Origin of the sequence: Hydrogenophaga sp. (genome assembly GCF_026125785.1) — a bacterium.
GTDB lineage: Bacteria > Pseudomonadota > Gammaproteobacteria > Burkholderiales > Burkholderiaceae_C > Hydrogenophaga.
Map to the genome: position 1 here is coordinate 86,563 of NZ_JAHCKL010000012.1, position 20,483 is coordinate 107,045.

Consider the following 20,483-nt stretch of genomic DNA (forward strand, 5'->3'; position numbering starts at 1 on the left):
AACAGATTGGCAGGCCGGGCCCGCCGGGAAGCATCAGGATGTGGAAGGCCGCTGGTCCTCGCCGGCGGCCCCCTTGAAACTGGGGTTCTTCGGCCCGCCCGGCACGATCACCCCCATGGAGACGACGTAGGTGAGCGCTTCGTCCACGCTCATCTGCAGTTCCACGCAGGCACTCCTGCGCAGCATCACGAAATAGCCACCCGTGGGATTGGGCGTGGTGGGAACGTAGACACTCACGAATTCGTCCTGCTCGCTGATCCCCCCCGGCTGCGCCTGCAGGTGCTGAAGCACGTCGCCAGCGGGCGCGCCCGTGAGAAAGGCAATGGTCCACATGCCATCGTGCGGCCACTGCACCAGCAATGCCTTGCGAAAGGCATTGCCCTTGTCGGAGAACAGCGTGTCCGAGACCTGCTTGACGCCGGAGTAGATGGAGCGCACCACCGGGATGCGGTGCAGCAAGGCATGCCACCAGTGCACCAGCTTGTTGCCGATGATGTTGGAAGCGAGCGCGCCGATGGTCAGCACCACCACCAGCGCGAACACCACGCCCAGCCCAGGGATGTGCACACCCAGCCACTGGTCGGGCTGCCAGCTGCGCGGCAGGATGGTGAGCGTGCTGTCGAGCGTGCTCACCACCCACTCCAGCACCCAGATCGTGATGATCAGGGGCACCAGCACCAGCAGGCCCGAAAGCAGCCACTTGCGAAATGAGGGCATGGGACGCGGCCGCTGGGTTCAGTTGCCGGTCGAAGAGGGTGCCGGAGCGCTGGCGGCTGGCGGAGCCGCAGGGGATGCAGCAGGAGCGGCAGCCGGAGCCGCCGCCGCGTCCGTCGAGGGTTTGGCCGCTTCCGGCGCGGGTGTCGGGCTGCCTGCGGCAGAAGCCGCTTTCTGGCCCTCGCGAAAATCCGTGACATACCAGCCAGACCCCTTGAGCTGGAAGCCGGCGGCGGTCACCTGCTTGCGAAAGCTGGGCTGCCCGCAGGCCGGACAGACGCTCAGCGGGGCGTCGGAGATTTTCTGCAACACGTCCTTGGCATGGCCACAGGACTCGCACTTGTAGGCATAGATGGGCATGACGTGAACCGGTTGAAGGTGGGTGTCTGGAAAGGACATGCGAGGCGCCTGCCGGCGCCAGCCGTCCCGGCGCAGGGCCGGGAACAAAACCCGTCATTATAAATTGAGGCCCACCCGGCGACACGCCGGGCGTCGGCCTCACCAGATCTGCACGCGCAGCAGGAACTGCATGGCCAGCAAACCGAGCACGAAGCCAATGCCTCCGTAGATCAGGCCCTGCAGCAGCCGGTTGGTGCGCCGCTGTTCAGCCATCAACTGGTGTATCTCATCGCGCAGGTCCTGAGGCCGGTGCTGGAGGTAGTCATGCAGCAGGCGAGGCAGCGCCGGCAGCAACTTGGCGTACTGTGGCGCTTCCGCCTTCAGGCGCTCCAGCAGCTTGGCGGGCCCCACCTGATCGACCATCCAGCGTTCGAGGAAGGGCTTGGCGGTGGCCCAGAGGTCGAGGTCGGGGTCCAGTTCGCGGCCCAGGCCTTCGATGTTGAGCAGCGTTTTCTGCAGCAGCACGAGCTGGGGCTGGATTTCCACGTGGAAACGGCGCGAGGTCTGGAACAGGCGCATCAGCACCAGGCCCAGCGAAATCTCCTTGAGCGGACGGTCGAAGTAAGGTTCACAGACAGCGCGGATGGCGGACTCGAGCTCGTCCACCCGGGTCTCCCGAGGCACCCAGCCGGACTCGATGTGCAGCTCGGCCACCCGCTTGTAGTCGCGCCGAAAGAAGGCCGTGAAGTTCTGCGCCAGGTACTCCTTGTCGAACTCGGTCAGCGTGCCAACGATCCCGAAATCCAGCGAGATGTAGCGCCCGAACGTGTCAGGCGCGGTGCTGACCTGGATGTTGCCCGGGTGCATGTCCGCATGGAAAAAACCGTCGCGAAAAACCTGGGTGAAGAAAATGGTGACGCCATCGCGCGCCAGCTTGGGGATATTCACGCCCTGGCGGCGCAACTCGTCGACACGGTTGATGGGCACGCCATGCATGCGCTCCATCACCATCACGTCGGTGTGGCAATAGTCCCAGATCACCTCGGGGATGAGCACAAGGTCCAGTCCTTGCATGTTGCGCCGCAACTGCGCGGCATTGGCGGCCTCGCGCAAGAGGTCGAGTTCGTCGTGCAGGTACTTGTCGAACTCGGCCACCACCTCGCGGGGCTTGAGGCGCTTGCCGTCGGCGGACAGGCGCTCGACCCAGCCCGCCATCATGCGCATGAGGCTCAGATCCTTGTCGATCACGGCCCGCATGGCGGGTCGCAATACCTTCACCGCCACCTCTCGCCCTTCATGGACGCCATGGCGCAGCGTGGCGAAATGCACCTGGGCGATGGAGGCACTGGCCACGGGCACCTGCTCAAAACTGGAAAACAGCTCCGAGATGGGCTTGCCAAAGGACCGCTCGATGGTGGCTACCGCCACCTCGCTCGGGAACGGCGGTACCCGGTCCTGAAGGCGAGCCAGCTCATCGGCGATGTCGGCCGGCAGCAGATCGCGGCGCGTCGAGAGCACCTGGCCAAACTTGACGAAGATAGGACCGAGGCGCTCCAGCGCCTCCCGCAAGCGCTCGCCGCGCGGCGCATTCAGATTGCGCCCCATGGATACGATGCGCGTGAGCAGGCGCAAACCGGGGCGCTGGAAGCTCGAGAGCACGAGCTCGTCGAGCCCATAGCGCAACACCACCCAGACGATGAAGGCGCCGCGGAACAAGCGGGTCATGCGGAGGAACCGTCGGTACGTTCGGTGCCAGCGGGTGCGTCAGGACGCTCCGACGGCCGTGACGGGAATCCACTGGGCCTGCGGGCTGCAAAAGACTTCACCGCCTGAGCCCCGGCACGGGCGAAGCGGGCGATGGCGTGGGCCGGCGCATCGCCCAGCAGGCGCGACAGGTCTTCTTCGACGTCCCACCGCACGTTGTCCACCAGCCAGGCGACCTCGGCGGCGAGTTGCACATCCCCCTGGATATCCACCCCCGGGCGATCTCCCGCCAGCACGGTCTGCGCCAGGGCCAGCGGCGAGCCCTGGGTCAGGGTGACACTGAGTTCGGGAAGTGTTTGCGAGGCGCAACGCTCCAGCAGGCCTGCGGCGGTCGGTGCCAGTGTCAGGTGAATGTCGCCCCAGCGCAACCGCACCGGCTTGCCCTTCTGGCGACGCAGTCGCTCCTGAGCAGCGGGCTCCTGCATGAGCACATGGTTGAGGAACAGCACCAGCCGGTTCTGCAATTCATCGACCACCCACTCGGGAGGCCGCACGGCGCTCAGCAGAGACTGCAGAAAACTCGGGTTCGACGCGGTGCCGGAGCCAGATGGAGGAACGGGTGGTTCAGGGTTCATGACCACCCGATTCTGACACCTCTTACTGGAGCGCCTGCACCCCAGCGACCAGCCAGCCCCCGGGGCCGTTCTTGGGCCGCGTGATGTTCCAGACCTCGCGGAAAGGATTGGGGCCAGCGGACACGTCCTCGCGGATCAGCCCTGAGAATTCCACGCTGGCCATGTACTCGCTGTCCTGCTCTTCGATGCCCAGGAGCTGGGCATCCAGCATGACGACCTCGGTCTTGTTGTGCGCACCCGCGCTCGACCGCTCGCGCTCGGCCAACTGGCTGCGGATCTGCTCAAGCATGTCATCGGTCATCATCGCGCGCAGGCTGGGAATATCTGAGCGATCCCAGGCGTCCTGCAGGTTGACGAAATTGCTCTTCGATGCCTGCAGGAACCCTTCCACGTCAAAGCCCTTGGGCACACCCCAGGATTGGCTGCCCTGCAGGGCGGAACCGATCATCGAGCCGCCGGCGTGCACGTTGCGGTTGTCCAGGTCTGCCGGGCCGCTGCGCTCCCAGGGACGGGCCGAGGCGTCATTGCCCACGTTCTGGGGCTGGTAGCTGCGCGGCATGGCCGGGTCAAACTGGGAATGGCCGCTCTGGGTTGCCCCCTGGTAGGCCAAGCCTTGCGACGCCGGGGCGCGACGACGCATGACCATGCCGATCACCACCATCACGACCACCGCCAGCAGCGCGATCAGCAAGAACTGGGCAAATGCCTCGCCGAAGCCGAGTGCCGAAGCCAGCCAGGCCAGGCCCAGGCCGGCGGCCAGGCCGCCGAGCATGGCACCCCAGGGGCGTTTGGGTGCCGCGGCGGCGGCCGGATTGTTGGCCGCCGGACGGGCGGCCGCATTGTTTTGCGCCGGCGCCTGAGGCGCAGCCTGCGACTGCTGGGCAGGCGGTGTCGCGCTGCGCTGGGTCACATTGCCCGACTGCTTGCCGATGGACAGCCCACCGCCCATGCGCTTGGCCCATACGTCCTGCGTTGCCAGCGCCATCGCGCACACCAACACCATCGACCACAACTTGTTCATGCGTTTGCCCCCTTCAAATTACGAACAGCGATCCAGAAAACATCATCCACTCAACACCTGATCCCCACGTGCAACGCCACCACGCCTGCCGTGAGGTTGTGCACATCCACGTGACCAAAACCCGCCTGGCGCATCATCTGCCGCAACGTCTCCTGGTCCGGGTGCATGCGGATGGACTCCGCAAGGTAGCGGTAACTGGCTTCGTCGTTGGCGACCAGCGCCCCCAGCTTGGGCAGGACGTTGAACGAATACCAGTCATAAGCCTTTTCCAGAGGCTTGGCCACCCGGGAAAACTCCAGCACCAGCAGCTTGCCGCCTGGCTTGAGCGTGCGATACATCTCGCGCAACGCAAGTTCCTTGTGCGTCATGTTGCGCAGGCCAAACGCCACCGAGACCAAGTCAAAGGAAGCGTCCGGGAAAGGCAGCCGCTCGGCGTCGCACACCAGGGTCGGCAGGATCACCCCCTCGTCAAGCAGGCGCGTACGGCCCTCGCGCAGCATGGCTTCGTTGATGTCGGTATGCACCACACGCCCCGTGGGCCCGACCTTGCGGGCGAAGGCCAGCGACAGGTCGCCCGTCCCTCCTGCGATGTCCAGGACCTGGTCGCCCGGCCTGGGGTTGGCAACCGTGATGGTGTAGCGCTTCCAGAGGCGGTGCAGGCCAGCCGACATGAGATCGTTCATCACGTCGTAGCGGGGGGCTACCGAGTCGAACACGGAGCGCACGCGCTGGGCCTTCTCCCTCTCGTCGACGGACTTGAAACCGAAATGGGTCGAGGCCATGGTGGTGCTTCCCTTCCTTCCTAATGGTGTGCGCAGGCACCTGCGCCCTTGTCCGGCATGGGCGCATCGCGGTCCAGGCCGGCCGCGGCCAGCCGCTCGGCGTATTCCGCCCACAACGCGGCCTGCCGGGATCCAAGGTGGTGCAGATAGTCCCAGGAGAAGATGCCCGAGGTGTGTCCGTCGCTGAAATGGGGCTGCACCGCGTAGTTGCCTACCGGTGCAATATCCAGGATGTCCACGTGCCGCTTGCCTGTCTGCAGCACCTCCTGGCCGGGACCATGGCCCTGCACCTCCGCCGAGGGTGAATACACCCTCAGAAGCTCGAACGGAATGCGGAACTCGCTGCCGTCCGAGAAACCGATCTCCAGCAAACGAGACTGCTGGTGCAGCGTGATGGAAAGGGGTGTGGGGGTGTCTTTGTCGAGTCCGGCCATGGCAGTGTCTCCGCAAGCATTGAGCGTATCAGGTCTGCGGGGCCCCACGGGCCCAGCGCTTGCCGCGCCACCTCAGACCAGCACGCGTTCGATGCCGCCCTGGTTGGCCCGGGCCACGTACTCTGGCAGCCACTGCTCGCCCAGGATCTGGCGCGCCATTTCCACCACGATGTAGTCGGCCTCAAGCAGGCCGTTCTGCAAGTCATCGGTGTAGCGCGAGAGGCCCTGCAGGCAGCTCGGGCACGACGTGAGGATCTTCACGTTGTCCTTCGCACCCACCGTCCCTGCGCTGCGCAGAGCTGCCTCACCCTGGCGAATTTCTTCTTCCTTGCGGAAACGGATCTGGGTCGATACATCGGGACGGGTCACGCCCAGCGTGCCGGACTCGCCGCAGCAGCGCTTGCTCTCGATGACGTTGGGGCCGACAAGCGCCTTGACCGTCTTCATGGGCTCCTGCAGCTTCATGGGCGTGTGGCAGGGGTCGTGGTAGAGGTAACCTCCCTGGCCTTCGGACAGGCGGATGCCCTTCTCCAGCAGGAACTCGTGGATGTCAACGATGCGGCAACCGGGGAAGATCTTGTCGAATTCGTAGCCCTGGAGCTGGTCGTAGCAGGTACCGCAGCTCACCACCACAGTCTTGATGTCGAGGTAGTTGAGCGTATTGGCCACGCGGTGGAAGAGCACCCGGTTATCGGTGATGATCTTCTCCGCCTTGTCGAACTGGCCGCTGCCCCGCTGCGGGTAGCCACAGCACAGATAGCCCGGCGGCAGCACGGTCTGTACGCCGGCATGCCAGAGCATGGCCTGCGTGGCCAGGCCGACCTGGCTGAACAGGCGCTCCGAACCACACCCCGGGAAGTAGAACACCGCCTCGGTCTCGGCCGTGGTCGCCACCGGGTTGCGGATGATGGGCACGTAGTCCTTGTCTTCGATGTCCAGCAACGCACGCGCCGTCTTCTTGGGCAAGCCCCCCGGCATCTTCTTGTTGATGAAGTGGATCACCTGCTCTTTCACCGGAGCCACGCCCAGCGTGGCGGGCGGCGCACTGGTTTGCTTGCGCGCCAGCCGCTTGAACAGGTCGTTCGCCAGGCGCTGCGCCTTGAAGCCGACGCCCACCATGGCCGCGCGCATGAGCTTGATGGTTTCGGGATGGGTGGCGTTCAGGAAGAACATGGCGGCGGCATTGCCGGGGCGCACGCTTTTCTGCCCCATCTTGCGCAACAGATTGCGCATGTTCATGGTCACGTCGCCGAAATCAATCTTGACCGGGCACGGCGAGAGGCACTTGTGGCAAACCGTACAGTGGTCGGCCACGTCTTCGAACTCCTCCCAGTGCTTGATGCTCACGCCACGCCGCGTCTGCTCTTCGTAGAGGAAGGCCTCGACCAGCAGCGAGGTGGCGAGGATCTTGTTGCGCGGCGAGTAGAGCAGGTTGGCGCGCGGCACGTGCGTGGCGCACACCGGTTTGCACTTGCCGCAACGCAGACAGTCCTTGACGCTGTCGGCGATGGCGCCGATGTCGCTCTGCTGCATGATCAGCGACTCGTGCCCCATCAGGCCGAAACTGGGCGTGTAGGCGTTCGACAGGTCGGCGCTGCGCAGGTTGGCATCCCCCGGCAGGTCTTCGCGCAGCAGCTTGCCCTTGTTGAAGCGCCCTTCGGGATCCACCCGGCGCTTGTATTCGGCAAAGGGCCGGAGTTCCTCGTCGGTCAGAAACTCCAGCTTGGTGATGCCGATGCCATGCTCGCCGGAGATCACCCCATCGAGACGGCGTGCCAGCACCATGATGCGCGCCACCGCTTCATGCGCGGTCTGCAGCATCTCGTAGTCGTCGCTGTTGACCGGGATATTGGTGTGGACGTTGCCGTCGCCGGCATGCATGTGCAGCGCCACCCACACGCGCCCTTTGAGCACGCGCTGATGGATGGCATTGCACTCGGCCAGCAGCGGCCCGAAGGCCGCACCGGCAAATATCTGCTGCAGTGGTGCACGGATCTGCGTCTTCCAGCTCGCCCGCAGACTGTGGTCCTGCAGCTGCGGAAACAGGGCGTCCACATCGCCAAGCCAGTTGGCCCATTGGGCGCGCACGCTGCGCACCAGGGCCAATGCCTGCTGCACGCGGTCCTCCAGCAGTTCGGCGCTGGGTATGTCGCTGGCGTCGTCGCTGCGGCCCAGTGGCAGGTTGCCGCGGGTGAAGAAGCCCTCCAAGGCCTCGCACAGCTTGAGCTTGTTGCGCAGGGACAGTTCGATGTTGATGCGCTCGATGCCCTCGGTGTACTCACCCATGCGCGGCAGCGGAATCACCACGTCTTCGTTGATCTTGAAGGCGTTGGTGTGCTTGCTGATGGCGGCGGTGCGCTTGCGGTCCAGCCAGAACTTCTTGCGGGCTTCGGGGCTGATGGCGATGAAGCCCTCGCCGCTGCGCGAGTTGGCCAGGCGAATCACTTCACTGGCCGCGCGCGCCACCGCATCAGCGTCGTCCCCAACGATGTCGCCGATCAGCACCATCTTGGGCAGCGAGCCGCGCTTGCTCTTGGTGGCATAGCCCACCGCCTTGAGATACCGGTCATCCAGGTGCTCCAGCCCGGCCAGGATGGCCCCACCATCGCGCTTCATCTCGCCGAACATGAAGTCCTTGATGTCGACGATGGAGGGCACGCAGTCCTTCGGGTTGCCAAAAAACTCCAGGCACACCGTACGCACATGCTGTGGCATGCGGTGCACCAGCCACCGCGCGCTCGTGATCAGGCCGTCACAGCCTTCCTTCTGGATGCCAGGCAGGCCGCTGAGGAACTTGTCGGTGACATCCTTGCCCAGACCTTCCTTGCGGAAGGTCCGGCCCGGGATGGCCAGCTGTTCGGTGCGCACCGGCGTCTTGCCGTTGGCTTCGAAGTACTTCAACTCGAAAGTAGCCACCTCTGCATCGTGGATCTTGCCCAGGTTGTGGTCCAGCCTGGTCACCTCCAGCCACTGTGCTTCGGGCGTGACCATGCGCCAGCTCACCAGATTGTCCAGGGCCGTGCCCCAGAGCACCGCCTTCTTGCCACCGGCGTTCATGGCGATGTTGCCGCCAATGCAGGAAGCCTCGGCACTGGTGGGATCGACCGCGAAAACGTGGCCGGCCCGCTCGGCGGCGTCCGCCACACGCTGGGTGACCACGCCGGCTTCGGTCCAGATGGTGGGCAGTGGCTGGTCGTGGCCTGGCACGCGCACCCACTCGAGCTCGGTCATGGCCTCCAGCTTCTCGGTGTTGATCACCGCGCTCTTCCAGGTCAGAGGAATGGCACCACCGGTGTAGCCGGTGCCGCCCCCACGGGGGATGATGGTCAAACCCAGTTCGAAGCAGCCTTTGACGAGCAAAGCCATCTCCGCCTCGGTATCGGGCGTCAGCACGACGAAGGGGTACTCGATGCGCCAGTCGGTGGCATCCGTTACGTGAGAAACGCGCGAAAGCCCGTCGAACTTGATGTTGTCCCGCGCGGTGAGCCGGCGCAGAACCTTGTTGGCCCGCTGGCGCAAGGCCGCCACATCCTCGAAGGACTGGGCGAACCGATTGACGGCCTCGCGGGCCGACGTCAGCAGTTCTGCCACCAGGGCATCACGAGCGCTGTCGTCGTCCGGCGTGCGCCGCTTCTGCACCTCGGCCAGGCGGTGGTGCAAGGCGTCCACCAGTTGCTGGCGCCGCTTCGGGCTGTCGAGCAGATCGTCCTGCAGGTAAGGGTTGCGCTGCACCACCCAGATATCACCCAGCACCTCGTACAGCATGCGCGCGGAGCGGCCGGTGCGGCGCTCGCCGCGCAGGCTGTCCAGCAGCGCCCAGGCGCGCTCGCCCAGCAACCGCAGGACGATTTCACGATCCGAGAAGGAGGTGTAGTTGTAGGGGATCTCGCGCAGACGCGGCGCATCGTCGGTGGTGTTGGCGAGCAGCGAAAGCGGAGTGGGTGCGTTCATTGGTATCGGAGTCGCCAGCATGACAGCGACGAACCCAGGATGGTACCGCAGCGCAACATACACCCACCCCCCTCATGGAAACCCCTGTTGTCACGTCCAGGAAACGCCGTTGCAATGGTTTCGTCACACGAGGTCAATACGCTACCCCCGTTTCTGAATCCCCTAAGGAGTTGTGCATGCATACCCGTCTCATTCCCCTGTCCGGCGTCGTATTCGCCGCTGCCTTGCTCGGCTCGCCAGCCCACGCGCAGACCGAGATCCAATGGTGGCATTCGATGGGTGGCGCCCTGGGCGAATGGGTGAACGACCTGGCCAAGGATTTCAACGCCAGCCAGAAGGACTACAAGATCGTGCCCACGTTCAAGGGCAGCTACGACGAGTCCATGACCGCGGCCATCGCTGCCTTCCGGGCCGGCAACGCCCCCCACATCCTGCAGGTGTTCGAGGTCGGTACCGCCACCATGATGGCCAGCAAGGGCGCCATTGTTCCCGTCGGCGAGGTGATGAAGAAGGCCGGCGTGCGCTTCGACCCCAACGCCTATGTGCCGGCGGTGGCGGGCTACTACACCGCGCCCAATGGCCAGATGCTCAGCTTCCCGTTCAACAGCTCGACCACCGTTTTCCACTACAGCAAGGACGCTTTCAAGGCCGCCGGCCTGGACCCTGAGAAGCCCCCGACCACCTGGCCCGAGGTGGCCCTGGCCGCCGGCAAACTCAAGGCCTCTGGCCACAAGTGCCCGTTCACCACCAGTTGGGTGAGCTGGACCCAGTTGGAGAGCTTCTCCGCCTGGCACAACACCGAGTTCGCCACATTGGGCAATGGCATGCGCGGCATGAACGCGCGGCTGACCTTCAACAGCCCGCTGCATGTGCGGCATATTGAAAACTTGGCCAACATGGCCAAAACCGGCCTGTTCGTCTACAAGGGTCGCGGCAATGCGGCCGATGCGACCTTCGTCTCCGGCGAGTGCGCGATGATCACCGGCTCCTCGGCGCTGTACGGCAACGTCAAGCGCAACGCCAAATTCGCCAGCGGCATCGGCACCCTGCCCTACTACCCGGACGTGCCCGGCGCACCGCAGAACACGGTGATCGGCGGCGCCAGCCTGTGGGTGATGTCGGGCAAGAAGGACGCTGAGTACAAGGGCGTGGCGCAGTTCTTCGCCCACCTCTCCAAACCCGAGGAGGCCGCCAAGAGCCACCAGCGCACAGGCTATCTGCCCCTGACCAAGGCGTCCTATGAACTGACCGAGAAGTCCGGCTTCTACAAGCAGAATCCCGGCACCGACGTGTCGGTGGAGCAGATGATCCGCAAGACCACCGACAAGTCGCGCGGCATCCGCCTGGGCAACTTCGTGCAGATCCGCACCATCAACGACGAGGAGCTCGAACAGGTGTGGGCCGGCCGCAAGACCGCCAAGCAGGCGCTGGACGATGCCGTGCGGCGCGGCAACGAGCAACTGGCCCGTTTCGAAGCTGCCAACAAGGGCCGGTAAATGAGGCTCGCCAGGGCGCGCCATGCGTCCTGCACGCCCCGCACCGACGCGACTCGGGCGGGGCGATTTCTGTTGTAGCCTTCGCTTCGCACTCCCTACCTGCCAGCCCTCATGGAAAAACGCGTCCGATTCCGATCGACCTGGCTGCCCTGGGCCCTGGTCGCCCCGCAGATGGCGGTGGTGCTCGTCTTCTTTTTCTGGCCGGCCGCGCAGGCCCTCTACCAGAGCCTGCTGCAGCAGGACGCTTTCGGCCTCTCAAACGAATTTGTCGGCCTGGAGAACTTCGAACGGCTCTTCGCCGACCCCAGCTACCTCGCATCATTCCGCATCACGGCGGTCTTCTCCGCACTGGTTGCGGGCTTTGGCCTGGTCATCGCCTTGCTGCTGGCGGTGATGGCCAACCGCGTTCTGCGCGGGGCGTCGGTCTACAAGACGCTGTTGATCTGGCCGTATGCGGTAGCGCCGGTGGTGGCCGGTGTGCTGTGGCTGTTCATGTTCGCCTCGCCCTACGGGGTGGTTGCCTATGGCCTGCGCTGGATCGGCCTGGACTGGAACCATCTGCTCAACCCCAACCATGCGATGGCACTGGTGGTCATGGCCGCGGTGTGGAAGCAGATCTCCTACAACTTTCTGTTTTTCCTCGCCGGTCTGCAATCCATCCCGCAATCCCTGATCGAGGCCGCCACCATCGACGGCGCCTCGCCTTGGCACCGTTTCTGGACCATCGTCTTTCCCCTGCTCTCACCCACGACCTTCTTCCTGCTGGTCATCAACATCGTCTACGCCTTCTTCGACACCTTCGCCATCGTGGACGCCACCACGCACGGAGGCCCTGGCAAGGAGACGGCCATCCTGGTCTACAAGGTCTACTACGACGGCTTCAAAGCGCTGGACATGGGTGGATCCGCCGCGCAATCGGTCATCCTCATGGGCATCGTCATCTCGCTGACGGTGTTGCAGTTCCGCTTTGTCGAGAAGAAGGTCCAATACTGACATGATCGAACGGCGGCCCGTACTGACTTTCGTCTCGCACCTGATCCTGTTGCTCGGGGTGCTGGTGGTGGCCTTTCCGGTCTACATCACTTTCGTGGGCTCCACCCAGTCGGCGGAACAGGTGGCGACCAGCAACCCGCTCTCGCTGCTGCCCGGCAGCCATTTCTTCGAGAGCTACCGGCTGGCACTGTTCGGTGGCAAGACCACCGGCGGCTCCACCATCGCACCGGTGGCCCCCATGTTGTGGGTCAGCTTCGTGAGTGCCATGGTCATCGCCATCGGCAAGATCATCATCTCCCTCCTGTCGGCCTTCGCCATCGTCTACTTCCGCTTCCCCGCTCGCGGCCTGGTGTTCTGGATGATCTTCGTCACCTTGATGCTGCCGGTGGAGGTGCGCATAGGGCCGACCTACGAGGTGGTGTCCGATCTGGGCATGCTCAACTCCTACGCGGGCCTCACGATCCCGCTGATCGCATCGGCCACGGCCACTTTCCTGTTCCGCCAGTTTTTCCTGACCGTGCCCGACGAACTCGTGGAGGCCGCACGCATGGACGGCGCGGGCCCGATGCGCTTTTTCTGGGATGTGCTGCTGCCGCTGTCGCGCACCAGCATCGCGGCGTTGTTCGTCATCCAGTTCATCTACGGCTGGAACCAGTACCTCTGGCCTCTGCTGGTGACCACCAGCGAAGACATGTACCCCGTGGTTCTCGGCATCAAGCGCGCCATCTTCGGCGAGGTCTACGTCGAATGGAACGTGGTCATGGCCACCGCCATCCTGGCCATGTTGCCCCCGGCCGTGGTGGTCCTCCTGATGCAGAAGTGGTTCGTCAAGGGCCTGGTCGACACCGAGAAATAAGCACACGCCATGGCTTCACTGCAACTCAAGAACGTCATCAAGCAATACCGCCAGGGCAAGCAGTCCCTGCAGGTGATCCACGGCGTGAGCGCCGACATCGCCGACGGCGAATTCATCGTCATCGTGGGACCCTCGGGTTGCGGCAAGAGCACGCTGCTGCGCATGGTCGCCGGCCTGGAGGAGATCACCGCTGGGGAGATCCTCATCGGCGCACGCGTGGTCAACCAGCTTGAGCCGGCCGAGCGCGACATCGCCATGGTGTTCCAGAACTACGCGCTCTACCCCCACATGAGCGTGTTCGACAACATGGCCTATGGCCTGAAGATCGCCAAGGTACCCAAGGACGACATCAAGACCCGTGTCGACAAGGCGGCCAGAATCCTGGAACTGGGCCACCTGCTGGAACGCAAGCCGCGTCAGCTCTCCGGCGGCCAACGCCAGCGTGTGGCCATGGGCCGCGCCATCGTGCGCGAGCCACAGGTCTTCCTGTTCGACGAACCCCTCTCCAACCTCGACGCCAAGCTGCGCGCCCAGACCCGCCTCGAAATCCAGAAACTGCATCGGGAACTCGGCATCACCTCCCTCTTTGTCACCCATGACCAGGTGGAGGCGATGACGCTGGCGCAACGCATGATCGTGATGAATGCGGGCCACATGGAACAGTTCGGTACGCCCGAGGAGGTCTATTCCCGCCCCGCCACCACCTTCGTGGCCAGCTTCATCGGCTCGCCGCCCATGAACCTGCTCAAGCAAGCCCCGGGCGGGCAGACCGGGCGCATCCTGGGCATACGCCCGGAGCACCTCGACATCGGCACCGAGGGCTGGGCTGTGCGTGTGGAAACGGTGGAACTGCTGGGCGCGGAACGCCTGGTGCATGCGCGCCTGGGTGAAGAGCCCTTGATCATCCGCACCCACGAAGACCAGGGAGCCCCGGAAATCGGCAGCACCATCCATGTGCGGCCACGTGAAGACCGGCTGCACAGCTTCGACGCCGAGACGGGTCGCCGCGCATGAACGCGGCCCCCTGGCCCTATCCACGCTGGATTGCGCACCGAGGCGCCGGCAAGCTGGCGCCAGAAAACACACTGGCCGCCTTCCGCCTGGGCGCATCCCACGGCTACCGCATGTACGAATGCGATGCCAAGCTCAGTGCCGATGGTGTGGTGTTCCTCCTGCACGACACCACCCTTGAACGCTCCAGCAACGGCCGGGGCGTGGCCGGCAACCTGGCCTGGAGCGCGCTGAGCCAGCTTGACGCCGGCAGTTGGCACTCCCGTACGTTCGCCGGCGAACCTCTGGCCACGCTGGAGAGCATCGCGCGTCACTGCCAGGCCCATGGGCACTGGCTGAACATCGAGATCAAGCCCACCCCCGGCATGGACGCGCAAACGGGACGCGCCGTCGCCCGCGAGGCCACCCGACTGTGGGCCCGCGACGCCGCGCACCTGCCGTTGCTCACGTCCTTCCAACCCGACGCTTTGGCAGGGGCACGCGAGGCGGCACCGGAACTGCCGCGCGGTCTCCTGCTCGATACGCTCTGGGAGGGTTGGCAAGACGCCGCCACCCGGTTGGGCTGCGTGGCGCTGGTCTGCAACCATGCTCTATGGGACGCCACTTCCGTGGCCCAGGCCCGCGGCGCAGGCCTGCGGATGCTGGCCTACACCGTCAACGACGAGTGGGCCGCAGACCGCCTGATCCGCCTGGGTCTGGATGGGATCATCACCGATCGTGTGGACCTGTTCGCGCCCGCCCTCTGACCCGGACGGCCATCAGCGCCGGTGCAGCCACCAGGCCAGAGAGCCCTGGACCAGCACCAGGGCCGCATAGGTGGCCATCTTGCCGTCTCGCCCGAAATAGACCAGGCCTGCCAGCAGCACCACGACCCCGGCAACCACCAGCATGAAAGCCTCCAGCCGGGCGCCCGATCTGGCCCTCCCCGCGCGGCGCAGGCGAGGCACCAGCCACAGCACCAGAGCCACCGCCACGGCGGGCGCAATGAACCCCAGAATGTGGCCGAGGAAGCCGGGGAACGTCATTGCGCAAAGACCGTGGCGAGCATAAGGGTTCAATTTTATAATCGGGCAATGTCTGTCTGGGCGCTCGGCATCAACCACAACACGGCTCCGCTCGATCTGAGAGGCCGGTTTGCCTTCGCGCTGGACCAGATCCAGCCCGCGCTGCAGGGCTACCGCCAAAGCCTGGCGCGGCAACCTGAGGCTACCCTGTTGTCCACCTGCAACCGCACCGAGCTCTATGGCGCGGGCGACCAGTCGGCGCTGGACCCGACCATCGAATGGCTGGCCCGGACCGGCGGAGTCAGCAGCGAGATCCTGCGCGACCACGCCTACGTGCTGCGAGACGACCATGCCGCGCGCCACGCCTTCCGCGTGGCCAGCGGCCTGGACAGCATGGTGCTGGGCGAGCCGCAGATTCTGGGCCAGATGAAGGACGCGGTGCGCGTTGCCAGCGATGCTGGCGCTCTGGGCAGCACCTTGCACCAGCTGTTCCAGCGGTCTTTCGCGGTAGCCAAGGAAGTCCGCAGCTCCACGGAAATCGGCGCGCATTCCATCAGCATGACGGCGGCTGCAGTCCGGTTGGCTTCGCAGCTCTTCGAAGACCTCCATGACATCCGGGTGCTGTTCGTGGGGGCAGGCGAAATGATCGAACTGGCGGCCACCCATTTCGCCGCACGCCAGCCCAAAGGCATGGCCATCGCCAACCGCACGCTCGAGCGCGGCGAAAAGCTGGCGGGCCGCTTGGGTGCCGAAGTCATGCGCCTGGCCGACGTGCCAGGCCGTTTGCACGAATTTGACGCCGTGATCAGTTGCACGGCCAGCACCTTGCCCATCATCGGCCTGGGCGCCGTCGAGCGCGCGGTGAAGAAGCGGCGCCACCGCCCGATGTTCATGGTCGACCTCGCCGTGCCGCGCGACATCGAGCCTGAAGTGAAAGCGCTCGACGACGTCTATCTCTACACGGTGGACGACCTCGCGGCCGTGGTGCAGACCGGCAAAGACAACCGGCAAGCCGCGGTGGCGCAGGCCGAAGCCATCATTGATGCCGGCGTGCTCAGCTTCATGCACTGGATGGAGCAGCGCGACCCCACGCGCGGCGTGGTGCCACTGATCCAGCAGATCAACGCCCAGGCCGACGAGTGGCGTGCCACCGAGCTGGCCCGTGCCCGGCGCTTGCTGGCCCGGGGCGAACCCGTGGAAGCGGTGCTCGAAGCCCTTTCGCGCGGCCTCACGCAGAAGATGCTGCACGGCACGCTGGCGGAACTGCATGCGGGCGATAGCCACGCGCGCGCCGCTACCGCCCAGATGGTCTCGCGCCTTTTCCTGCGCGACGATCCCCCGAAACCCCCGCGCAACGCGCAGCCCTAGCCCGGTCTGCGCATGGCGGATGCGCAAAACCGCACCCGCCTGCGGCGTACCGGCGCCCTCGCCTACCCATGAAAGCCTTCGTCCGCGATACCCTGTTGCGCCAGCGCGCCCGCCTGCATGAGCTTGATGCGCTGCTGTCTGCGCCAGACGTGGTGGATGACATCGACCGCTTCCGCTCACTCAGCCGCGAGCACGCCGAAGCCTCCAGCGTGGTGGAGGTGTTCGACCGGTACCTGCAGCGCGAAGCCGACCTGACCACCGCCCGCGACTTGTTGGCCGACCCCGACATGGCGGACATGGCCCAGGAGGAGATCGCCACGGCCGAAACCGACCTCGCGCGGCTCGACAGCGAACTGCAGCAGTTGCTGCTGCCCCGCGACCCCGACGACGAGCGCAACGCCTTTCTCGAAATTCGCGCCGGCACCGGCGGAGACGAATCGGCCCTGTTCGCGGGTGACCTGGCGCGCCTCTACACCCGCTACGCCGAGCGGCAGCGCTGGCAGGTCGACGTCGTCAGCGAATCGCCCAGCGAACTCGGTGGCTACAAGGAAGTGGTGTTGCGCATCGCAGGCCCCGGCGCCTATGGCCGACTGCGGTTCGAGTCCGGTGGCCACCGCGTGCAGCGCGTGCCCGCCACGGAAACCCAGGGCCGCATCCATACCAGCGCGGCAACGGTGGCGGTCATGCCCGAGCCGGACGAGGCCCAGGCCATCCAGCTCAACCCCAGCGAGCTGCGCATCGACACCTTTCGCGCCAGCGGCGCCGGTGGGCAGCACATCAACAAGACCGACTCCGCGGTGCGCGTGACCCACCTGCCCACGGGCATCACCGCCGAATGCCAGGATGGCCGCTCCCAACACAGCAACAAGGCCAAGGCCCTGCAAGTGCTGACAGCGCGGCTGCAAGAGAAGGAGCGCAGCGAGCGTGCCGCCGCGGAGGCCGCCACGCGCAAGGGCCTGATCGGCAGCGGCGACCGCAGCGACCGCATCCGCACCTACAACTTTCCCCAGGGGCGGCTGACCGACCACCGCATCAACCTGACGCTGTACAAGCTGCAGCAGGTAATGGATGGCGACCTGGATGAAGTGGTGCATGCGCTGCAGGTTGTCCGGGGGGCCGAACTGCTGGCCGAACTGGAACAGCGCAACGCCGCATGAAAACCTTGGGCCAGACCCTGGCGGAGCTGCGCGGCAGCGGCCTGGAGCGGCTGGACGCGCAGATGCTGCTGCTGCTCGCCCTGCCGCACGACCCGCACGACCGCGCCTGGTTGTTGGCTCACGAAGGCGACCCCCTGCCCGAGGCGGCCAGCGAGCGCCTGCCGAGCCTCGTCCGCCGCCGCCTCCAGGGCGAGCCCATGGCCTATCTGCGTGGCGACCAGGAGTTCTTTGGCCTTCGGCTGCAGGTCGACACCCGCGTCCTCGTGCCGCGCGCCGACACAGAAACTCTGGTGGAGTGGGCGCTCGACACCGCCGATGCCCTGGGTAAACGCCCCGACGTACTCGACCTGGGTACGGGCAGCGGGGCGATCGCGCTGGCCCTGAAGTCGGCGCGGCCCGCCTGGCAGGTCGCAGCGAGCGATGCCAGCGAGGCCGCGCTCGCTGTGGCCCAGGCCAACGCACGCCGGCTCGGCCTGGCGGTCACCTGGTACATCGGGCACTGGCTGGCGGCCGTCCCGCCAGGCCAGTGCTTCGACCTGATCGTCAGCAACCCCCCCTATATCGCGCAGGACGACCCCCATCTGGCCACCCTGAGCCACGAACCGGCCTCGGCTCTGGCCTCAGGCACGGACGGCCTGGACGACATACGTGCCCTGGTGGCCGCGACCCCGCAGGCGCTGCGCCCTGGCGGCTGGCTGCTGCTGGAGCACGGACACGACCAGGCTGCCGCCGTGCGAGCCCTCTTGCACAAGCAGGGGTTTGCACAGATCGGCAGCCGCACCGACCTCGCGGGCATCGAGCGCTGTAGCGGCGGCCGATGGCCGCAAAGGCGATAATGACGCCCATTCCACGGGGCTACCCGCCCCATCGCAGAAGGAACCCCACCCATGAGCGACGCACAGACCCGCATCGACCAACTGGTCAAATCGCACGACATCGTGCTGTTCATGAAAGGCAGCGCGAGCTTTCCCATGTGCGGCTTCTCTGGCCGCGCGATTCAGATCCTGAAAGCCTGTGGCGTCGACACACGTGCGCTGACCACCGTCAACGTGCTAGAGGACGACGCCATTCGCCAAGGCATCAAGGAATACAGCAACTGGCCCACCATTCCGCAGCTCTACGTCAAAGGCGAATTCATCGGCGGTTCGGACATCATGATGGAAATGTACCAATCCGGCGAACTCCAACAGGTCATCAGCGGCCAGGCCTGAGTCCCGCCTGCGGCTCTTCCAGCAAGCCACCTTCGGGTGGCTTGCGTGTTTTTGTCCACACCCTGGGGCGATCCCGGAAACAGCGTGTCATGAGGTGGGCATTTCGGCATTGAGATCAGGCACGTCTTGTGCTTGAATGAAATCGTCGCCGAACCTTAGGAGAACCGCATGAGCTCCCGCAGCCTGGTCGCTTCCCCCACCCTCGGTCTGCCTATCGCCCAGATGCGCAGCGTATTCAGCGCCGAGGACGTCGAACGCAAACTGGCCAACCTGCAGGCCAGCGGCAATGAGCGCGAGTATGAAAGCCTGCGCAATACCTGGCAGCGCATGCTTGAAAGGGGCCCGCAACGCTTCGCCGTCAAGCCCTCTGGCGTACCCGACATGGCCCCGCTCTACGAGTTGCTGCCCAACTTTGGGGAGGTCCTCGACGACGTGAAGCGCCATGTCGCGCTGAGCCAGGACAGCAGCGACAGCCTGGAAGTCACCCCCATCCTGCTGCTCGGGCCCCCCGGCGTAGGCAAGACCCACTTCGCCCGCCAGCTCGCCGAGTTGCTGGGCACGAGCATGAGCCTGGTGCCGATGAGCTCCATGACCGCCGGCTGGCTGCTCTCGGGTTCGTCATCCCAGTGGAAGGGCGCCAAACCCGGCAAGGTGTTTGAAGCGCTGGTGGATGGGCAGTACGCCAACCCCGTCATCGTGGTCGACGAGATCGACAAGGCCAGTGCCGACGCGCAATACGACCCTCTGGGTGCTCTCTATGGGCTGCTGGAACACGATACCGCCCAGAGCTTCGTGGACGAGTTTGCCGAGGTGCCGATCGACGCCAGCCAAGTGATCTGGGTCACCACCGCCAACCATGAACGCGGTATTCCCGATCCGATTCTCAACCGCATGAACGTGTTCGAAATCTCGCCCCCCTCCCCAGAGGCTGCGCGCAAGATCGCCGGACACCTCTACCGGAATATCCGCAGGGAACACGACTGGGGCCAGCGTTTCGATCCGGTCCCCGCCGACGACGTGCTGGATGCCCTGGCACAACTCGCTCCACGCGAGATGCGGCGCGCCCTGGTCACAGCCTTCGGCAACGCCCGGCTGGACAACCGCTACACCCTGGAGGCCGATGACCTCCCCCGTGGCGGCGCTGGCCGCAGCCGCATCGGGTTTCTGCAATAAGGCGGGACTCACCCGGCGTCCGGGTGCGTCCAGTTCTTCGCGGCAGCGTACACGGCATTGGGGTACTCAGCCCGGCCGCGGCTGCCGTTGTAACGCCCCAGTGCCATAAAGGTGTCGCCGCGTTCGCGGTCCAGGTAGTGCCGCAAGATGACGCAGCCAAACCGCAGATTGGTCTGCATGTTGAACAGCCGGCCCACATCGCCGTCTCCGATGAGGCGCGCCCAGAACGGCATGATCTGCATGTAGCCGCGCGCGCCCACTCGCGAAATAGCGAACTTGCGGAATGCGCTCTCGACCTGGATCAGGCCCAGCACCAGGGTCGTGTCCAACCCGGCCCGCCGGGACTCGTACCACACTGTCTGGAGAAACTCGATGCGTGTCTGGAAGTCGGTCTTGCGCCGGTACAGGCGGTCGCTCATGGCCCCCAGCCAGCGCAGATAGGCCAGGCGCTTGCCGGTGTCGTTGAAATCGGGTACCGGTGGCGCACTGTTGGCAATGGCCGCGCTCAATGCGCTGCGCACCGAGTCGGCCAGCGGCTCTTCGATCTGCCCTCCAGCGGCGGCAGGCTCAGGCCAGGCACCGAGAGCGCCCAGCGAGAGCACCCCAAGCATGCTGTCCCGGCGCGACCAACCGG

The 20,483-nt window shown here is 65.4% G+C and carries 20 protein-coding genes; 10 read left to right on the plus strand and 10 right to left on the minus strand.

Translation table 11 applies throughout. The features are described from left to right. Window positions 1–33: 33 nt before the first annotated feature. From KIT53_RS12910 to KIT53_RS12945, 8 genes are all read right to left on the minus strand, one after another. Entirely contained in the window at window positions 34–717 is a 684-nt protein-coding gene (locus tag KIT53_RS12910) for a DUF502 domain-containing protein (protein WP_297753044.1), read from the minus strand. Between the two features lie 18 nt (window positions 718–735). Then, window positions 736–1,074 carry an FmdB family zinc ribbon protein gene (locus KIT53_RS12915; RefSeq protein ID WP_297753093.1) on the minus strand — a complete coding sequence of 113 codons (339 nt, stop codon included), beginning with the start codon at window positions 1,072–1,074 and terminating at the stop codon, window positions 736–738. A gap of 138 nt (window positions 1,075–1,212) precedes the next feature. Beyond that, window positions 1,213–2,778 carry a ubiquinone biosynthesis regulatory protein kinase UbiB gene (gene ubiB, locus KIT53_RS12920; RefSeq protein ID WP_297753046.1) on the minus strand — a complete coding sequence of 522 codons (1,566 nt, stop codon included), beginning with the start codon at window positions 2,776–2,778 and terminating at the stop codon, window positions 1,213–1,215. Then, entirely contained in the window at window positions 2,775–3,392 is a 618-nt protein-coding gene (locus KIT53_RS12925) for a hypothetical protein (protein ID WP_297753048.1), read from the minus strand. Before KIT53_RS12925 ends, ubiB begins: the two co-directional genes overlap by 4 nt. A 22-nt stretch (window positions 3,393–3,414) precedes the next feature. Next, window positions 3,415–4,413 (minus strand): TIM44-like domain-containing protein, encoded by a 999-nt coding sequence (locus KIT53_RS12930; protein WP_297753050.1) that lies wholly within the window; start codon window positions 4,411–4,413, stop codon window positions 3,415–3,417. A gap of 50 nt (window positions 4,414–4,463) precedes the next feature. After that, window positions 4,464–5,195, minus strand: a complete 732-nt coding sequence (gene ubiE / locus KIT53_RS12935) for a bifunctional demethylmenaquinone methyltransferase/2-methoxy-6-polyprenyl-1,4-benzoquinol methylase UbiE (RefSeq protein WP_297753052.1) — start codon at window positions 5,193–5,195, stop codon at window positions 4,464–4,466. Window positions 5,196–5,215: 20 nt separating this feature from the next. Next, the gene (locus KIT53_RS12940) at window positions 5,216–5,629 is read right to left on the minus strand and encodes a DUF971 domain-containing protein (RefSeq protein WP_297753054.1); all 414 of its coding nucleotides are present in this window, start codon (window positions 5,627–5,629) and stop codon (window positions 5,216–5,218) included. 72 nt (window positions 5,630–5,701) lie between these two features. After that, a complete protein-coding gene (locus tag KIT53_RS12945) occupies window positions 5,702–9,580 on the minus strand; it encodes an FAD/FMN-binding oxidoreductase (RefSeq protein WP_297753056.1) in 3,879 nt (1,292 codons plus the stop codon). Window positions 9,581–9,756: 176 nt separating this feature from the next. Here KIT53_RS12945 and ugpB point away from each other — a divergent pair, with 176 nt between their 5' ends. The 5 genes from ugpB to ugpQ all read left to right on the plus strand — a co-directional run bounded on the left by ugpB (window position 9,757) and on the right by ugpQ (window position 14,682). Next, entirely contained in the window at window positions 9,757–11,076 is a 1,320-nt protein-coding gene (gene ugpB / locus KIT53_RS12950) for a sn-glycerol-3-phosphate ABC transporter substrate-binding protein UgpB (protein ID WP_297753058.1), read from the plus strand. 111 nt (window positions 11,077–11,187) lie between these two features. After that, entirely contained in the window at window positions 11,188–12,069 is an 882-nt protein-coding gene (gene ugpA, locus KIT53_RS12955) for a sn-glycerol-3-phosphate ABC transporter permease UgpA (protein WP_297753060.1), read from the plus strand. A gap of 1 nt (window position 12,070) precedes the next feature. Then, window positions 12,071–12,925, plus strand: coding sequence for a sn-glycerol-3-phosphate ABC transporter permease UgpE (gene ugpE / locus KIT53_RS12960; RefSeq protein WP_297753062.1), 855 nt, complete (start codon window positions 12,071–12,073; stop codon window positions 12,923–12,925). Window positions 12,926–12,934: 9 nt separating this feature from the next. Next, complete coding sequence (locus KIT53_RS12965; RefSeq protein WP_297753064.1) at window positions 12,935–13,939, plus strand: sn-glycerol-3-phosphate import ATP-binding protein UgpC; 1,005 nt, start codon at window positions 12,935–12,937, stop codon at window positions 13,937–13,939. Next, complete coding sequence (ugpQ, locus tag KIT53_RS12970; RefSeq protein ID WP_297753066.1) at window positions 13,936–14,682, plus strand: glycerophosphodiester phosphodiesterase; 747 nt, start codon at window positions 13,936–13,938, stop codon at window positions 14,680–14,682. The genes KIT53_RS12965 and ugpQ overlap by 4 nt, the downstream gene beginning before the upstream one ends. A 12-nt stretch (window positions 14,683–14,694) precedes the next feature. Here ugpQ and KIT53_RS12975 read toward each other — a convergent pair whose 3' ends face one another. Further along, complete coding sequence (locus tag KIT53_RS12975; protein ID WP_297753068.1) at window positions 14,695–14,961, minus strand: hypothetical protein; 267 nt, start codon at window positions 14,959–14,961, stop codon at window positions 14,695–14,697. Between the two features lie 48 nt (window positions 14,962–15,009). On the opposite strand from KIT53_RS12975, the gene hemA reads away from it, so the two are divergent. The 5 genes from hemA to KIT53_RS13000 all read left to right on the plus strand — a co-directional run bounded on the left by hemA (window position 15,010) and on the right by KIT53_RS13000 (window position 19,849). Further along, window positions 15,010–16,308, plus strand: coding sequence for a glutamyl-tRNA reductase (gene hemA / locus KIT53_RS12980; protein ID WP_297753070.1), 1,299 nt, complete (start codon window positions 15,010–15,012; stop codon window positions 16,306–16,308). 68 nt (window positions 16,309–16,376) lie between these two features. Then, complete coding sequence (prfA, locus tag KIT53_RS12985; protein ID WP_297753072.1) at window positions 16,377–17,465, plus strand: peptide chain release factor 1; 1,089 nt, start codon at window positions 16,377–16,379, stop codon at window positions 17,463–17,465. Beyond that, a complete protein-coding gene (gene prmC / locus KIT53_RS12990) occupies window positions 17,462–18,301 on the plus strand; it encodes a peptide chain release factor N(5)-glutamine methyltransferase (protein WP_297753074.1) in 840 nt (279 codons plus the stop codon). Before prfA ends, prmC begins: the two co-directional genes overlap by 4 nt. A gap of 51 nt (window positions 18,302–18,352) precedes the next feature. Beyond that, on the plus strand, window positions 18,353–18,676 hold the full coding sequence (grxD, locus tag KIT53_RS12995) for a Grx4 family monothiol glutaredoxin (protein WP_297753076.1): 324 nt from the start codon (window positions 18,353–18,355) through the stop codon (window positions 18,674–18,676). Between the two features lie 168 nt (window positions 18,677–18,844). Next, entirely contained in the window at window positions 18,845–19,849 is a 1,005-nt protein-coding gene (locus tag KIT53_RS13000; protein ID WP_297753078.1) for an AAA family ATPase, read from the plus strand. Between the two features lie 8 nt (window positions 19,850–19,857). Here the strand turns inward: KIT53_RS13000 and KIT53_RS13005 are convergent, their stop codons facing one another. Beyond that, window positions 19,858–20,460: a lytic transglycosylase domain-containing protein gene (locus tag KIT53_RS13005; RefSeq protein WP_297753095.1), complete on the minus strand. Its 603-nt coding sequence runs from the start codon at window positions 20,458–20,460 to the stop codon at window positions 19,858–19,860. Window positions 20,461–20,483: the final 23 nt, after the last annotated feature.

Excerpts from the sequence above, each read along its gene's own strand:
- KIT53_RS12925 (WP_297753048.1), bottom strand. The coding sequence starts at position 3,392 with ATGAACCCTGAACCACCCGTTCCTCCATCTGGCTCCGGCACCGCGTCG.
- grxD (WP_297753076.1), top strand. The coding sequence starts at position 18,353 with ATGAGCGACGCACAGACCCGCATCGACCAACTGGTCAAATCGCACGAC.
- KIT53_RS13000 (WP_297753078.1), top strand. The coding sequence starts at position 18,845 with ATGAGCTCCCGCAGCCTGGTCGCTTCCCCCACCCTCGGTCTGCCTATC.
- ubiE (WP_297753052.1), bottom strand. The coding sequence starts at position 5,195 with ATGGCCTCGACCCATTTCGGTTTCAAGTCCGTCGACGAGAGGGAGAAG.
- KIT53_RS12945 (WP_297753056.1), bottom strand. The coding sequence starts at position 9,580 with ATGAACGCACCCACTCCGCTTTCGCTGCTCGCCAACACCACCGACGAT.
- ugpA (WP_297753060.1), top strand. The coding sequence starts at position 11,188 with ATGGAAAAACGCGTCCGATTCCGATCGACCTGGCTGCCCTGGGCCCTG.
- prmC (WP_297753074.1), top strand. The coding sequence starts at position 17,462 with ATGAAAACCTTGGGCCAGACCCTGGCGGAGCTGCGCGGCAGCGGCCTG.
- KIT53_RS12940 (WP_297753054.1), bottom strand. The coding sequence starts at position 5,629 with ATGGCCGGACTCGACAAAGACACCCCCACACCCCTTTCCATCACGCTG.
- ugpE (WP_297753062.1), top strand. The coding sequence starts at position 12,071 with ATGATCGAACGGCGGCCCGTACTGACTTTCGTCTCGCACCTGATCCTG.
- KIT53_RS12910 (WP_297753044.1), bottom strand. The coding sequence starts at position 717 with ATGCCCTCATTTCGCAAGTGGCTGCTTTCGGGCCTGCTGGTGCTGGTG.
- ugpB (WP_297753058.1), top strand. The coding sequence starts at position 9,757 with ATGCATACCCGTCTCATTCCCCTGTCCGGCGTCGTATTCGCCGCTGCC.
- KIT53_RS12930 (WP_297753050.1), bottom strand. The coding sequence starts at position 4,413 with ATGAACAAGTTGTGGTCGATGGTGTTGGTGTGCGCGATGGCGCTGGCA.
- KIT53_RS12915 (WP_297753093.1), bottom strand. The coding sequence starts at position 1,074 with ATGCCCATCTATGCCTACAAGTGCGAGTCCTGTGGCCATGCCAAGGAC.
- ubiB (WP_297753046.1), bottom strand. The coding sequence starts at position 2,778 with ATGACCCGCTTGTTCCGCGGCGCCTTCATCGTCTGGGTGGTGTTGCGC.
- prfA (WP_297753072.1), top strand. The coding sequence starts at position 16,377 with ATGAAAGCCTTCGTCCGCGATACCCTGTTGCGCCAGCGCGCCCGCCTG.
- KIT53_RS13005 (WP_297753095.1), bottom strand. The coding sequence starts at position 20,460 with ATGCTTGGGGTGCTCTCGCTGGGCGCTCTCGGTGCCTGGCCTGAGCCT.
- ugpQ (WP_297753066.1), top strand. The coding sequence starts at position 13,936 with ATGAACGCGGCCCCCTGGCCCTATCCACGCTGGATTGCGCACCGAGGC.
- hemA (WP_297753070.1), top strand. The coding sequence starts at position 15,010 with ATGTCTGTCTGGGCGCTCGGCATCAACCACAACACGGCTCCGCTCGAT.
- KIT53_RS12975 (WP_297753068.1), bottom strand. The coding sequence starts at position 14,961 with ATGACGTTCCCCGGCTTCCTCGGCCACATTCTGGGGTTCATTGCGCCC.
- KIT53_RS12965 (WP_297753064.1), top strand. The coding sequence starts at position 12,935 with ATGGCTTCACTGCAACTCAAGAACGTCATCAAGCAATACCGCCAGGGC.